The organism is Bacteroidales bacterium (assembly GCA_035353855.1).
GTDB lineage: Bacteria > Bacteroidota > Bacteroidia > Bacteroidales > CG2-30-32-10 > DAOQAK01.
Map to the genome: position 1 here is coordinate 15,429 of DAOQAK010000049.1, position 15,741 is coordinate 31,169.

The following is a 15,741-nucleotide window of genomic DNA, read 5'->3' on the forward strand; positions in this document are numbered from 1 at the left end:
TTTATTTACAGAAATGCAAATATAATACATGAAAAAGGCGAAGTCCACTTTTTTTGAATAAATATTTCTTAATAAAATATAAATAAGGAAAACACTTAAGTGAATAGCGAAAATATATCGATAATAATAAAATGTTATTGTTTGATCATTTCTTCAAACTGCTCTATTTTCAAGGCATCCGCAACATTATATTCTCCAATACGAGTTCGTCGTAATGACGACAAGTATGCACCGCATCCAATCTTTTCGCCTATGTCTCTGGCTAAAGCGCGAATATACGTTCCTTTGGAACAAACAATTCGAAATGCTACTTCGGGTAAATTTATTGAAACAATTTCAAGTTCAGGAATGCTAATTTGTACTGATTTCATTTCAACATCTTTTCCTTTACGTGCAAATTCATAAGCTCTTTCACCATCAATTTTTTTTGCTGAATAAACCGGAGGCATTTGTTCATAGCCTCCCTTGAAAAAATTAAATGCCTCTGCAATCTGCGCTTCTGTAATATTTGAAATATCTCTGAGATTTTCAACTTTAGTTTCTAAATCATAAGATGGTGTTGTGGCTCCCAGAAAAAAAGTTCCGGTATATTCTTTTTCAAAAGCCTGGAATTCTTCAATTCTTTTGGTAAACTTTCCGCTGCATAATATCAGCAAACCCGTTGCCAGCGGATCAAGCGTACCGGCATGACCAATTTTAAGTTTTTTTATCCCTAGTTTATATTTAATCAGCGTCCTGATTTTATTGACCACATCAAACGAAGTCCATTTGAATGGCTTGTCAATAGGAATAATGCTGCCTTCAACAAAATTAAAATTCATCATCAGGAAATTTGCAAAGGAATATTAAATGCAAGAAGAATTAAGATGAGTAAACCAACAATAATCCTATAATAACCAAATGCTTTAAAACCATACTTGGTTAGAAAAGTTATAAAACCTTTAATAGCAACCATAGCAACAATAAATGCCACAACATTTCCAACAATTAAAACTTTAATATTCGAAGCATCAAATACTTCATAAGTTTTTAACAGCTTATATGCCGATGCTGCAAACATGGTTGGCACCGCAAGGAAAAAAGAAAATTCGGCAGCATGTTTACGACTAAGTTTTTGCGACATCCCTCCTACTATTGTTGCTGCTGAGCGCGACACGCCGGGTATCATGGCAATGCACTGGAAAAAGCCTATTTTCAAGGCTTGCAGATAACTTATATCCTTTTGTTTTTCGTCAGAATTTTTAAACCAGTTGTCAACGAACAATAAAATCACTCCACCTGCAACAAGCGAAATCGCTACTACTACAACGTTTTCGAGCAATGCATCAATATAATCGCCTAAAAGAAAACCGATAACTGCAGCGGGAATAAAGGCAACCAGGAGTTTGTAATAAAAATTCAGCGACTGAAAAAATTTTTTCCAGTATAAAATTATCACCGACAATATAGCTCCAAACTGTATGTTCACGGTAAATGCTTTTACAAAATCGGTGTATGGAACTCCCAGTATTGACTGGGTTATTATCATATGTCCGGTTGATGATATTGGAAGGAATTCAGTTATACCTTCAACAATAGCAATAATTATAGCTTGTAGATATGACATTGGAAAGTATTAGATGTCAAATGTTAGATTGAAAATTTCAAATGGCAAAACTGAATTATTCTTTTGGCTTTATCATTATGGCAAAAATTTCAATCACAAAGCCGATAATTAATAAAAGTGGCGCTAATGTAAGCCTCTGGAAATCGAATAATGCAGGACTGAAAACATTAGGATCGTCAGAACCTCCGCCAATCATCAGGATATAGCCCAGAGCCAGAAAAACAAGACCTATAAGTAAAAGTTTATAATTAATTTTCCCGAAAGCAAATTCAACTGCTTTTTGTTCTGTTTGTACTTTTTTCTGTTCAGCCATAACAATCGATTTTAATGATTATACAAGTAATCGGTTTTTATCCGCAGGTATTTTTTTACAGCAAAGTATGTTGATGCCCACGAAATAATAATTCCTAATACCATGACAAAGATAAATAATTTTATAAACAACAATGCATCCTGTAATTCCTGTAGTTCGGGAATTTCTTTCTGTGCAAAATAAAGAGTGAATACAAGTAAAATTATTGCAATAACCGAAGCGATAATTCCCTGTACCATTCCTTTAAACAGGAAAGGACGACGGATAAAATTCTCGGTAGCGCCTATCAACTGCATGGTGCGGATTAAAAAGCGTTTTGAAAATACCGAAAGCCGGATGGTATTATTTATTAATGCAATGGAAATGATCATCAGCAATGCACTGAATCCAAGAATGATCAAACTTATTTTACGAAGGTTCTCATTAACCTGTGTTACCAGCGATTCCTGGTATGATACTTCTTTTACAAAACTGTTTTTATTCAATTCTGCCTGCAATATTTTTAAACTGTCGGTATTTGCATAATCTGCTTTAAAGCGCACTTCTATTGATGAAGGCAAAGGATTGTATCCAAGAAATGTTACAAAGTCTTCGCCAATATCTTTCTGAAGATTTTTTGCAGCTTTATCGCTTGAAATAAATTCGGTACTTTTCACATAATTACGCGCATCAAGGGTTTTCTGCAATTGAATAATATCAACCTCTTTCACATCATCGTTCAGAAAAACAGTAAAGCCAATATTTTCCTTTACATAATTAGAAAGCCGGTTGGCATGAAGGAGAATAAGTCCCAATAATCCCAACATAAATAAAACCAGTGTAATTCCTACTACTGTTGAAATATATGAAGTATTCAGTTTACGTTGAGAATATTTTTCGTAATTGTTTGCCATAATTTTTTTGAAAACGGGTAAAATTAATAAAAATTACTTCAACGGGAACTAAAATATGTTAAACGGGAATTATGAAACTACCTTTTAATTTTTTACAATTTTCCCGGAAAGCCATTTATTATTATTAAAACATTGTACGAAATATATTCCTACAGGATATTTACTCATATCAATTTGCAGCATATTGTTATCTATCTTAAATCTTTCGAGCAGTTTCCCGCTTATATCAGCAAGATAAATTTCTTTAACCTCTCCATCAAATTCAATATTTAAAACGCTACTTGTGGGATTAGGATAATATTTAAATTTTCTGAAGTCCTCATTGATTATCTCGTTTGTATTATCAGCTGATTCAACAACTTCTTCAATGCTATCCTGATTTGCATGTATATCAGAGGAATCAACATTGAATACAACTAACATGGTATCTTTTACCTCCGGGCTTTTTCCATGTTTATCAAGCAATGAACTATCTACAACTTCATGAGCAATTATTTTCGGGTTAAACACAAACATTGTATCTTTCATATCTTTTGCATCAATGGATTTATTACAGTCGGGGACAAAAGTAAATTCATAAATCAGGCGCAATAACAGATCATTCAATATTTCCACGTCGTATTCATCGGTTATCGGTTTGGTGTGCGCATTACCTATCTGGCTGTGGTCGGTCAGAAATACATAAGTACCGTTTGTACCCAGTGCCAATGAACGCATCAGGTATTCCATATTCCTGTCCTTTTCGTATCCTTCGCCACTACCTACAATTGGAACTATTCTTATTCCTTTTGAAGCAGCATCAATCAATACTTGTTTTAACTTAGCAACCACACTACTGTCAGTTGTAGGAGGTTCATCAAGCACCAGGAACAATATTCGTGCTCTTGCCGATGCACTCCATTTCATTTGGTTAACCGCTACATCTAATGCCACTTCTACTGCTTCTTCACCTCCTTCGTCAGAATATTGTTCATTAATAAAGTCAAGGGTTTTATCTATTGTTGTAGAAAAATCGCTTTTCTTAGTAATATATGAATTGTCAGGACAGCGATAAAAAACACTTCCAAGATTTAATTTAAGATCGGGATAATTATTTTTAGTTTTATTTAAAATATCTACTAATTCTTTTTTTAAGTACGCGATTTCATCATCCATTGAAGTGGTTGCATCCACCACTACAGCAATATCAACCATTTCAGGCATTTCACAAGACACCGGAATTTTAAACATATTTAATCCTTCAGAAAATTTGACCGGTGTTGAAATGGAATATTCTTTTCCGTTATATGTTGTTGAAATGATTTTTTCTTTGGATAATTTTTCATTGAACATTTCACTCCACAGTTCCGCTTTACCTGTATTATCAGTATGAGCAGACCAAATAAGATTTCCTTTATTATCTTTTAAAATAACGATAGCATCAACAACCGGAATTCCTTTTTCCGATTCTACCTGTACTGAATACCTATTAAGAGGATATATTTTCCAAATATTCTGATAATTCTTAAGATCTGTTTTTGTAATATCTTTCCAAAGCGACCACTTGCCAAAATCATTAAGCTGTCCGGCTGTAAGTTTTCCTGACATTTCTTCTTCTTCAATGATAATGTCATTATTATTTGTTATATCCATTAATTCTAATGCATCATCTATATATGAAACGGTAACAGCATTTCTTTTTGATGACCTTTTTACATTATGAATTGATTCTGCCTTTACTCCTTTAATACCAGATACTGAATAAGCCATATCATATTGGATTAAAGGAGCATTATATTCCTTCACTTCCATCATTTGCAAGTTTTGCTGGCTTTCTTCAAGTTCAAAATTCATATTTACTATGGTATCACCAATTCTAATATTCTTAACTATACAATTTTTAAACCCGATAAAACTTACGCTTATATCATAAGTACCTTTATCAAGTTTAAAATTAAATGTGCCATTTATATCGCTTAAAGCAGCATACTTCATAGTATTATTAATTGATGCAACAATAGTTGCCCCGGGAAGAATTTCATTAAGTGTTTTATCCGTTACTTTTCCGGTAATGTTGCCTTGCTGAGGGAAAAGACTTGTGCTCTGCATAAAAATTAAAATGATTATGCAGGTTTTTTTGATTGTGTTGGAAGTTTTCATACGTCATTATTTTAGGTTAGCGAATAGTGTGTATCTATTTTAAAAGTAAAATAATATTTTACCAAATGAAAGTTATAGCAAGAGAACGGCTTCAACAAACCAGTTTAAGGTAAGTTTTAAGAAGTAAATGAAATTTTAATAAAATTCATGTTCTTCATAAAAATTTTTCCGCAGATACCTTTTTAAAAAGTTATAAGTTGTTGGGTTTGGCAACTGGTTTAGTTGATTCTTGTTGGTTAATTGTTTATAGTTTTAAAAAATAACAATCAACTTTTTACTTTCAACCTTACCAGCTGCTCAAACTTAAAACCATCAACCAATAAAGTTGTAAGGTGTGAGGTGGGGCAACTAGTTTGGGTTTAGTTATTTGTATATAGTTTTAAAAAATAACAATTACCATTTTACTTTCAACCTTACTAGCCACTCAAACTTAAAACAATTGACCAATAAAGTTGTAAGGTGTGAGGTTGAGCAACTGGTTTGGGCTTTAGTTGTTTGTTTATAGTTTCAAAAAATAACAATTACCTTTTCACTTTCAACCATACCAGCTGTTCAAACTAAAAACAATTGACCAAAAATTACTTTTATTTAAATCCGTTTCAAGTTTTAATTTTCTCCTTTCCTTATAAATTCCTAATTTCGCGGATTATAAAAATAGTATTGGGTTGATAGGTAAGGCAGCTTGTTTAGTTAGTAGTAGTCGGTATAAGGGATGAATAATATTTTTAAAGTACTAATGACATTAATCCAAACCAGTTGCTCTAAACCAATAACATTAAACAAATTATTATGGATTACAATTTCAGGGAAATAGAACCAAAGTGGCAGAAATACTGGAGCGATAACAAAACGTATAAAGCAGAAAATCCGCCTGCGGGTGAAGCAAGCAAACCTAAATATTATGTTCTCGATATGTTTCCTTATCCTTCGGGAGCAGGCTTGCACGTAGGACATCCACTAGGTTATATTGCATCAGATATTTATGCAAGATTCAAAAGATTGAAAGGTTTTAATGTGCTGCATCCCATGGGATACGATGCTTACGGCCTTCCGGCCGAACAATACGCCATTCAAACGGGCACGCATCCTGCTATCACAACAGAAAAAAATCTGGCACGTTATCGTGAACAACTTGATAAGATTGGCTTCTCATTCGACTGGGACCGCGAAGTTAAAACCTGCGACCCGAAATATTATAAATGGACTCAATGGACCTTTATACAACTTTTCAAATCGTGGTACAACAAAAAAGATGATAAAGCCGAAGCGATTGAAATTTTAATTAAAGAATTTGAGAAGAACGGAAATACCAGTATTCAAGCGGCTTGCAGCGATGTACAAGAATTTTCATCATCGCAATGGAAAGCGATGAATGAAAAAGAGCAACAGGAAATATTGATGAATTACCGTTTGGCTTATCTTGCCGACACGATGGTAAACTGGTGTCCCGCACTGGGGACGGTTCTTGCCAACGATGAAGTGAGCGAAGGTTTCTCGGTTCGTGGCGGTCATCCTGTTGAAAGAAAAACCATGAAGCAATGGTCGCTGCGCATTACAGCTTATGCAGAACGCCTGCTGAACGGACTTGACGAAATTGACTGGTCGGATTCAATAAAAGAAATTCAGCGTAACTGGATTGGTAAATCGGAAGGCGCTATGGTTAAGTTTGCTATCAAAGGACATGAAAATTTATTCATGGAAATCTTTACCACACGTCCTGATACGATCTTCGGAGTTACTTATATGACCTTTGCCCCGGAACATGAATATGTAAATTTGATTACAACTTCTGACAGAAAAGAAGTTGTTGAGAAATATGTTACCGAAGCCAAGAACCGCAGTGAGCGCGAGCGCATGGCCGATGTAAAAAGAATTTCCGGTGAGTTCACAGGAGCATACGCAATCAATCCTTTCACCAATGAAGAAATTCCGATATGGGTTGGTGACTATGTGTTGGCAGGCTACGGAACCGGCGCAGTAATGGCTGTTCCCGGGCACGACACACGCGACTGGGCTTTTGCAAATCATTTCAACCTACCGATTAAAGAAGTCATTGCAGGCGGCGATATTACAAAAGAAGCTTACGACTCATACGATGGAACCGTTGTAAATTCAGGGTTTATAAACGGGATGAAAGTTCCTGAAGCAAAAAAAGCAGTGATTAAAAAAGTTGAGGAAATGGGCATTGGATATGGAAAAACCAATTATCGTTTGCGTGATGCGATCTTTAGTCGCCAGCGTTATTGGGGCGAACCATTTCCGATTTATTACAAAGACGGAATCCCTTATGCCATGGACGAAGCAGAGATTATTAAAAATGCTTTGGAACTACCAGCCGTTGATGCTTATCTGCCAACAGAAACAGGTGAACCGCCATTAGCCCGTGCGAAAAATTGGAAAACAAAGGAAGGCTATCCTATTGAAACCAGCACTATGCCTGGCTTTGCAGGAAGCAGCGCATATTACCTGCGCTACATGGACCCGTGGAATGATAAAGAATATTTTTCAAAAGAAGCCAATAAATATTGGGAAAATGTTGACCTCTACATTGGCGGAGCTGAGCATGCAACAGGGCATTTGATGTATGCGCGTTTCTGGAATAAATTTTTATTCGACCTTGGTTTGGTTTGTAAAGAAGAACCTTTCAAGAAGCTTATCAATCAAGGGATGATACAAGGAAAGTCTGAAAAAATATATTACGAAGGTTTTGCAAGTTATGAAAGTGGAAGTGTAGATTTTAATGGATTAAATTTATATAATGTAAAAACAAAAGAATCCTTTAAAAATTTAGAATTTTTCTATTATGGTAGCCCAATCGAATTACCAAACGGTCCATTTCAGATTTTTTATAGTGCAGATATAAAAGAGACTTTTTCTGAAAACAATGAATTACATATTAAAACACTTCGCTCCCTTAATATTCCAATAGTATTTGTTGATAACTCTGAAATTAATCTTGACGAATTAATTGATAACTGGGGTCATGGATTTGAAGATTCTTTCTTTATAACAAATAATTCTGGATTTTATTACAAGAAAAAATTTTGGAAATATGATAAGGAGAAAAACAGTTATGAACCTTTAGATAAATTACCAAAAGGGTGTTTTAAAACCTTTTCTGAAGTAGAAAAAATGTCAAAATCAAAATACAATGTTGTTACACCCGATGACCTAATAGAAAAATATGGAGCCGATACATTGCGTTTGTATGAAATGTTTCTTGGTCCGCTGGAACAGCACAAACCATGGGACACCAAAGGTATTGAAGGCGTGTTCCGTTTTATCCGCAAACTGTGGCGGTTGTATCACGATACGGAAAATAATTTCTGTGTGTCGGACGATGCGCCTACAAAAGATGAATTGAAAGTTTTACATAAAACAATTAAAAAAGTTCAGGATGATATTGAACGCTTTTCGTTCAACACGGCAGTAAGTAATTTCATGATCTGCGTAAATGATCTTTCCGATTTGAAATGCAACAAGCGCTCCATACTCAGCGATCTGGCAATTATCATTTCGCCTTATGCACCGCACATTGCAGAAGAATTATGGAGTTTGCTCGGAAACAAAGAAAGCGTTACAAAGGCTGATTTTCCTACGTTCAATGAAGAATACCTTGTTGAAAATAATTGCACGTATGCGGTTTCGTTCAACGGGAAAATGCGCTTCACTCTTGAACTGCCAGTAGACATGCCTGGTTCAGAGGTTGAGAGAAATGCACTCACACATAAAGATGCTGCAAAATGGCTCGAAGGCAAAACGCCGAAGAAGATAATTGTTGTTCCGAAGAAGATTGTGAATGTTGTAATATAACAAAAAAGGAATCAGAAATCTGATTCCTTTTATAGTTTGTGTATTGGAAAACTTCTATACTAAAAATTTATAACTCCAAGCTCAGTCATACTTCCCGTTGTTACAACTACGTTAGAAATAGTAACAGCAGTATAAGGCGACTGCGGAGTAACAGTAACGGTATATGTTCCGGCAGGAACTCCCTGAACAAGAAATCCTCCCCCGGTACTAGTAATTGACGAATAAGTATTACTCCCATCCGTTGCAGTGATTGTTGCAGGCAATGCCTGTGGAGTTGCAACAGTTCCATGAACCGAACCATTTTCAGCAACAGCTACTGTTCTGATAACAGGTTTAAGTTGATAATCTCCATTACCAGTTTTAACTATCGATTGATTCGCATCAAAATCCAGAAGAATTTCATATTCCACTCCGGCAGTAAGTTCGCTGTGCACATTTAATTTTAATCCTGATTGCATAGCGCTGGGTGTTGCCAACGGACGAACAACACTATCAACCATAATTGAATTATTTGTTCCCAGGATAAGGCGGATTTGCGAAAGTGTTCCTGAAGGAACATCTGCACTAGCTATAAGTGTGTCAACACCATTTGCAAAATCAAGAAGATTATATATTCCTGAATTTACATTCATATTTACTTCAGCGCCACCATTAATTTTAAATTCAACTCCAATAATTTCAACATTAACCTGCTGGAAATTACCCGGAGCATCCGTTAATCTTACTTTTACAGATGTAGTATCTGTTCCCTTGTCTTTATTACATGCAACCCCAAAAATTGATATTACAATTGCAAGAACAATAAATTTTATTGTTTTCATATTAATCAGTTTAAATTTTTCATTCTTTATATAAAAAGTATTACAAGTAACCAATAAAAGACGTTTATATTTTATATTGGTTGCTTTTACAAAAATAATTTTAAAATATTATTCTATCATTAAAATATTCAAACACTATTACAAAAATTTTATTTCCAATAATTTAGAAAAATATAAAACCAAGATAATCATTTATTGAATTCGCTATATATTATAATGTATGAAAATATTTTCTCTTTTATTTATCCAAAATTTTTTCAGGCAACCTTTTCAAAAAATGCCAGTCTTTGTTTGTAGAGACTGAAATTTATTTTCGACATATAATTTTAGTAATTGCTCATCCTCTTAGAGTAGTAGTGTAATAAGACTACACATAAAAATTTTTTAAATAAAATTTTGAAAACATTTTAAATTTTAATGTTATGAAAAGATATTGCTTGATTTTTACCATTCTTGCATTAGTTTTATTTCAGAATAAAACATTACATGCACAAGCTCTTACTGCTAATGCTGGCAAAGACACAGCAATCTGCGAAGGCTTATCCGTTACTATTGGCGGAATACCTGCTGCTTCAGGAGGAACAGCTCCTTATAAATATAAATGGAGTCCTTCAACAGGATTAAATTATGATACACTGGCAAATCCAATAGCTACGCCAGCTACAACAACTACTTATATTCTTACAGTTACTGATGCCACATTAAATACAGCTATTGATACAATTATTGTTACAGTAAAAATAATTCCAACAGATATTTATACGCCACCATCGTCACCTATCTGTTATGGGGATTGCGCTTCTTTAAGCTGTTTTCCTCAGGGAGGATATACATGTGATTGGGGGAATTTAGGTACAGGTTCAATAATTGTATGCCCGCTTGTAACAACCACATATACTTCAACTATAACTTTTACGAATGGGTGTACTTCTACTATGAGTATAACAGTCGAAGTAGACCCGCAATTAGTAGTATCTGTTACCTCTAATCCCGAACATTGTTACCATCACGATGGTTCGCTTACAGCAAGCGCTTCAGGAGGAACATCACCATATACATACTTGTGGAGTAATAATTCCACTTCACCAACAATAACCAATTTATCAGCCGGTACTTATTCGCTTACTGTGGTTGATGCTATGGCATGTGTAAATACTTCAACAATTGTATTAAATGAAATACAAGGACCATCAGTTATTGTATCTACAACACCTGATTATTGCGGTCATTGTAATGGAACTGCAACAGCAAGTATTACTGGTGGCACGCCTCCATATTATTACTTTTGGAACAATGGAGTGGCTAACCATAGTGCTACAAACTTATGCGCCGGCACATATTGTTTAACAGTAACTGATGCAAATGGATGTACTTCTACAACATGTGGCACAGTAGATAATATACCCGGCCCTACAGTAACTGTTTCCACAACACCCGAATACTGCGGAGAATGCAATGGCACTGCAACAGCTAGTATTATTAATGTTGGTACACCTCCATATACGTATTTATGGAATACTACTCCTTGTCAAACTACAAGTACAGCTACAAATTTATGTGCCGGAACGTACTGTGTAACTGTAACCGATTTATACGGATGTACTGCTACTGCATGTGGTACTGTAGTTAACACGCCAGGACCAACTGTATATATCGTTGGACATAATGCAACTTGTAATTTATGCAATGGTAGTGCTATTGCAGTTGCTTCCGGTGGAGGTAATTTGTATACTTATACATGGAATACTGTTCCTTGCCAAACTACAAGTACAGCAACAAATTTATGTGCCGGAACGTACTGTGTAACTGTAACTGATGTAAATGGATGTATTGCCTCAAATACAGTTGTCATTGAAAACGACACTTCAAAATGCTACACTATAAAAGGGCGCGTGTTTGTTGATGGTAACCAGGATTGCATACAAGACGCAAGTGAAGATGGATTATCGGGAAAAACATTATATGTTATGCCAGGTCATTATCCGGTCATAACAAACTCATTGGGCGATTTCAGTATTATGACCGACCAGTTAAATGATACTTTATACGCTCCCAATGACGTATCACCAAATAGTTTTATAACATGTCCTTTAAGTGGAAAGTATATTATCAACTTTAGTAATTACGGTGATATTTCTTATTCAAATAATTTTGGATTTTATATTACAGACTATGGTATTCATGAAAATACAGAAGATAATATTCACATAAATATTTTCCCGAATCCTTTCCATAATGAATTTACGATCGAGATTCATGAAGGAAATAATTTCCCCTGCGAGATCATCATTTACAACAATCTTTCGGAAATTATAAAAAATGTTTCGCTTGAAAACTCTCAGAATTCAATAACAACAAGCGATTGGAAAGAAGGAATTTATTTCTACTTCATTAAAAACAATTCAGGGAAAATAATAGGTAAAGGGAAAATGGTTCTTCAATAATTATTTTGGGCTAAAACAATAAGGGCGCAGCGCTACGCGCTGCGCCCTTTCAACATTATAAAAATTTATTTTTTCTTTTCTTCAGTAACAGCCTGTTCTTTTTTATCGGTAAATTCCAAACGATATTTCTTTGCAAACTCCATATGAACTTTTTCAAATTTATCAATTGAAGCATTCAGAACAGAATCAATGTGGTCGGTGATTTCAATTTTTTTATCAAAATCCTCAGCCATTGTTATAATTGTATCGTTGGTTTTATTTAGTTTTATTATTTCAGGATAATCTTTATTCACAACAGTTTTATACGTTTCAAATAAAACCATTAATGCATCTTTTAAATCCGATTTTCCATTAAAGTCTTTTACGCTTTTCACTGAATCGGTTGATTTTTCAAGTTGTTTCAGCAATTTTTCATAAGCAGCATCTGTTTGTGATGCACTTAAATTTTTTGTTAAAGCTAACACTAATTCTTTTTCAGCATTAATAACCTGTTCTTCCTGAGCAACCAATGCATCATTATAGGCTTTTGCATCCTTTGAAGAAGGACCGCAGGAAATAAATGTAAATGAAATGAAAACAGCTACAACTGAAGCAAATATTATTTTTTTCATAATTGAAGAATATTAAAACATGGCGCAAATATAATCAAATTCATAAAAAGCTGTAACTTTGTTTTATTGATGAAAAAAAATTCTTCTGATATAGAAATCATGTCGCCGGTAGGTTCGTATGAATCGCTGATGGCAGCAATACAAGCCGGTGCCGGTTCGGTTTATTTTGGTATTGAGCAACTGAACATGCGTTCGCGTTCGGCAAATAATTTTACCCTCGACGACCTGAAAAAAATAAGCAGTATCTGCAAAGAAAATAATGTAAAAACATATCTTACGCTTAATACCATCATTTACGACAGCGAACTACAACTGATGAAAAATATTGTGGATGCTGCAAAAGAAAATGATATTACTGCAATAATTGCTTCCGATATGTCGGTAATACTTTATGCAAGAAATGTTGGTGTTGAAGTTCACATGTCAACCCAATGCAATATTACCAACATCGAAGCCGTAAAATATTATTCGCAATTTGCCGATGTTGTTGTAACCGCACGCGAATTAACTTTAAAGCAGGTTGCTGAAATTGTAACCCAAATTGAAAAAGAAAAAATAAAAGGCCCTTCAGGAAATCTTTTAAAAATAGAAATATTTGTGCATGGCGCTTTGTGCATGGCTGTTTCAGGAAAATGCTACCTGAGTCTCGACAATATGAATTATTCGGCAAACCGCGGAGCATGCCTGCAATTATGCCGCAGAGGTTATATGGTTACTGATAAGGAAGAAAATGTTCAACTTGAAATTGACCACCAATACATCATGTCGCCAAAAGACTTATGTACCATAGGTTTCCTTGATAAAATCCTGAAAGCAGGAGTTAAAGTTCTAAAAATTGAAGGGCGTGGCCGTTCACCTGAATATGTAAAAACAGTTACTTCATGTTATCGCGAAGCTGTTAATGCTATAGCTGATGAAACTTTTTCGAAAAATAAAATTGATGTATGGATGAGTCGCCTTAATTCCGTTTATAATCGCGGCTTCTGGGATGGTTATTACCTGGGAAAAAAATTAGGTGAATGGACTGAAAAATATGGTTCGCGAGCAACCAAAACAAAAGTTTATGTTGGAAAAATTACCAATTATTTTTCTAAACTAAAAGTCGCTGAAGTAAAAATTGAAACTCACGAAATAAATACAGGCGAAGAAATTTTAATCATCGGTCCCACAAGTGGGGTAATTGAAATGAAAATTTCAGAAATTCGTATCGACCTTGAAAAATCTGATGTTGCAGAAAAAGGAGATTTATGCTCCATCCCTGTTAATGCTGTTGTAAGAAAAAATGATAAAGTTTATAAGCTGGTTGAAGCAGAAGATTTATAAAAAAATTTCTAAACTTTTTTGGGGAAAAATCACGTTTTATACCGATACGTAACGGCTTAGCAAAATTAAAGTTACACTATAATTTTCTTAGATTCTCCGCAGCTTCAAGGGCTCTATACCATTCTTCACCGTATTTTCTTTTCAGCGGTTCTTCCAAAAACCGAAATACCGGAACATTTTTCTTTTCACCAAGTTCACAGGCACACTTACAAATATCCCACTGGTGGTAATTTACGGCATCAACATCGCGTAGCTGGGTTATGCGCACAGGATACAAATGACAAGAAATGGGTTTGCGAAATTTTATTTTCCCTTCAAAAAAAGCTTTTTCAATAGCGCATTTTGCAATATCGCCATCATAATAAACATAAGCGCAATATTTTTCTTTACTAACCATAGGAGTTAAAAATTCCTTATCATCATCCACTACAAAAAATCCATGTTTTTTTATGGCTTTAATTCCTTCGGGAGTAAGATATTCTTTATAATAAGGATATAATTCTTCAAGAATAGGTAGTTCGCTTTCTTCAAGCGGAGCGCCTGCATCGCCTGCAACACAACACTCTCCTTTGCATTTCGATAAATCGCAGACAAATTTCTTATCCACGATGTTTTCCGAAACTAATGTGTTTTCAATAATTATCATTTTGCAAAAATATAATTTTAATAAAATTCTTATTGAAATATTTTAAAATACATTTCTATTGATGAAGTCATTTAGAAAAAATCTTCTAATTTTGCTTCTTAATTCCTCCTCTATGAGCGATTCAATAAAGCATGAATGCGGCATTGCCCTTATCAGGCTGTTAAAACCTCTTGAATATTACCTTGCAAAATATGGCACAACATTCTATGGTTTAAATAAGCTTTACCTTTTAATGGAAAAGCAACATAACCGTGGACAGGATGGCGCCGGTATTGCAGGTGTAAAGTTTGATGTTGATCCCGGATATAATTATCTCGACCGTTTGCGTTCAAACACATCAACACCAATAAAAGACATATTTGATAATATAAATCATTCTTTAGAAAAAATTTATAATAAAAATCCCGAACGATTAAACGACACAAGGTGGCTGAAACATAACACAGAATTTTCCGGAGAATTATTTTTAGGACATTTGCGTTATGGGACTTTTGGTAAAAATAATATTGAAAGTTGTCATCCTTTTGTAATACAGAACAACTGGCTTAGTAAAACTCTTGCTGTTGCCGGAAATTTCAATCTCACCAATGTTGATGAGCAGTTTGATAAATTATTAAACCTGGGACAACATCCAGTAGAAACAACAGATACAGTTACAATTCTTGAAAAAATAAGTCATTATGTTGAAGGGCACACGGATGATCTGCTTAAACAATATAGGGCACAAGGGTTAACAAAAAAAGAGATATCGCCGCTTATTCAGCAAAATATGGATATTCAACATATCCTTACCAAATCATGCCGCGATTGGGATGGCGGGTACGTTATTGCCGGATTGTTTGGTCATGGCGATGCTTTTGTAATGCGCGATCCGTGGGGTATCCGACCAGCTTTTTATTTTAAGAATGATGAAATAGTTGTTGTTGCATCGGAACGTCCGGCAATACAAACTGCTTTTAATTTACCGGTTGAAGCAGTTAAAGAACTTACCCCGGGAAATGCCATCATTATTAAAAAAGATGGCTCATGCAACGAAGTCAGTTGTCGCGAACCACACGAGAAAAAAGCCTGTTCGTTTGAACGAATTTATTTCTCGCGCGGAACAGATAAAAATATTTACCAGGAAAGAAAA

The 15,741-nt window shown here is 34.8% G+C and carries 12 protein-coding genes; 4 read left to right on the forward strand and 8 right to left on the reverse strand.

What is annotated here, in order from left to right:
* Positions 1-134: 134 nt before the first annotated feature.
* The 5 genes from truB to PKK00_12100 form a co-directional block, all read right to left on the reverse strand.
* Positions 135-821, reverse strand: a complete 687-nt coding sequence (truB, locus tag PKK00_12080) for a tRNA pseudouridine(55) synthase TruB (protein ID HNW99138.1) — start codon at positions 819-821, stop codon at positions 135-137.
* Positions 822-823: 2 nt separating this feature from the next.
* Positions 824-1,606 carry an undecaprenyl-diphosphate phosphatase gene (locus PKK00_12085; GenBank protein ID HNW99139.1) on the reverse strand — a complete coding sequence of 261 codons (783 nt, stop codon included), beginning with the start codon at positions 1,604-1,606 and terminating at the stop codon, positions 824-826.
* Between the two features lie 55 nt (positions 1,607-1,661).
* Positions 1,662-1,919 carry a DUF3098 domain-containing protein gene (locus PKK00_12090; protein HNW99140.1) on the reverse strand — a complete coding sequence of 86 codons (258 nt, stop codon included), beginning with the start codon at positions 1,917-1,919 and terminating at the stop codon, positions 1,662-1,664.
* An 11-nt stretch (positions 1,920-1,930) separates the two neighbouring features.
* Positions 1,931-2,812, reverse strand: coding sequence for a permease-like cell division protein FtsX (locus PKK00_12095; GenBank protein ID HNW99141.1), 882 nt, complete (start codon positions 2,810-2,812; stop codon positions 1,931-1,933).
* Between the two features lie 84 nt (positions 2,813-2,896).
* Entirely contained in the window at positions 2,897-4,900 is a 2,004-nt protein-coding gene (locus PKK00_12100) for a carboxypeptidase regulatory-like domain-containing protein (protein HNW99142.1), read from the reverse strand.
* A gap of 840 nt (positions 4,901-5,740) precedes the next feature.
* On the opposite strand from PKK00_12100, the gene PKK00_12105 reads away from it, so the two are divergent.
* A complete protein-coding gene (locus PKK00_12105; protein ID HNW99143.1) occupies positions 5,741-8,764 on the forward strand; it encodes a class I tRNA ligase family protein in 3,024 nt (1,007 codons plus the stop codon).
* Positions 8,765-8,823: 59 nt separating this feature from the next.
* Here PKK00_12105 and PKK00_12110 read toward each other — a convergent pair whose 3' ends face one another.
* A complete protein-coding gene (locus PKK00_12110; protein ID HNW99144.1) occupies positions 8,824-9,585 on the reverse strand; it encodes a DUF4382 domain-containing protein in 762 nt (253 codons plus the stop codon).
* 422 nt (positions 9,586-10,007) lie between these two features.
* On the opposite strand from PKK00_12110, the gene PKK00_12115 reads away from it, so the two are divergent.
* Entirely contained in the window at positions 10,008-12,029 is a 2,022-nt protein-coding gene (locus PKK00_12115; GenBank protein HNW99145.1) for a T9SS type A sorting domain-containing protein, read from the forward strand.
* Between the two features lie 65 nt (positions 12,030-12,094).
* On the opposite strand, the gene PKK00_12120 is transcribed toward PKK00_12115, so the two are convergent.
* A complete protein-coding gene (locus PKK00_12120) occupies positions 12,095-12,640 on the reverse strand; it encodes a hypothetical protein (GenBank protein HNW99146.1) in 546 nt (181 codons plus the stop codon).
* Between the two features lie 69 nt (positions 12,641-12,709).
* Between PKK00_12120 and PKK00_12125 the strand changes: the two genes are divergently transcribed.
* Complete coding sequence (locus PKK00_12125; protein ID HNW99147.1) at positions 12,710-13,963, forward strand: peptidase U32 family protein; 1,254 nt, start codon at positions 12,710-12,712, stop codon at positions 13,961-13,963.
* Between the two features lie 76 nt (positions 13,964-14,039).
* Here PKK00_12125 and PKK00_12130 read toward each other — a convergent pair whose 3' ends face one another.
* A complete protein-coding gene (locus PKK00_12130) occupies positions 14,040-14,609 on the reverse strand; it encodes a DUF3109 family protein (protein HNW99148.1) in 570 nt (189 codons plus the stop codon).
* A gap of 112 nt (positions 14,610-14,721) precedes the next feature.
* On the opposite strand from PKK00_12130, the gene PKK00_12135 reads away from it, so the two are divergent.
* Positions 14,722-15,741: amidophosphoribosyltransferase (locus PKK00_12135; protein ID HNW99149.1), on the forward strand; the 1,020-nt coding region annotated here is incomplete at its 3' end.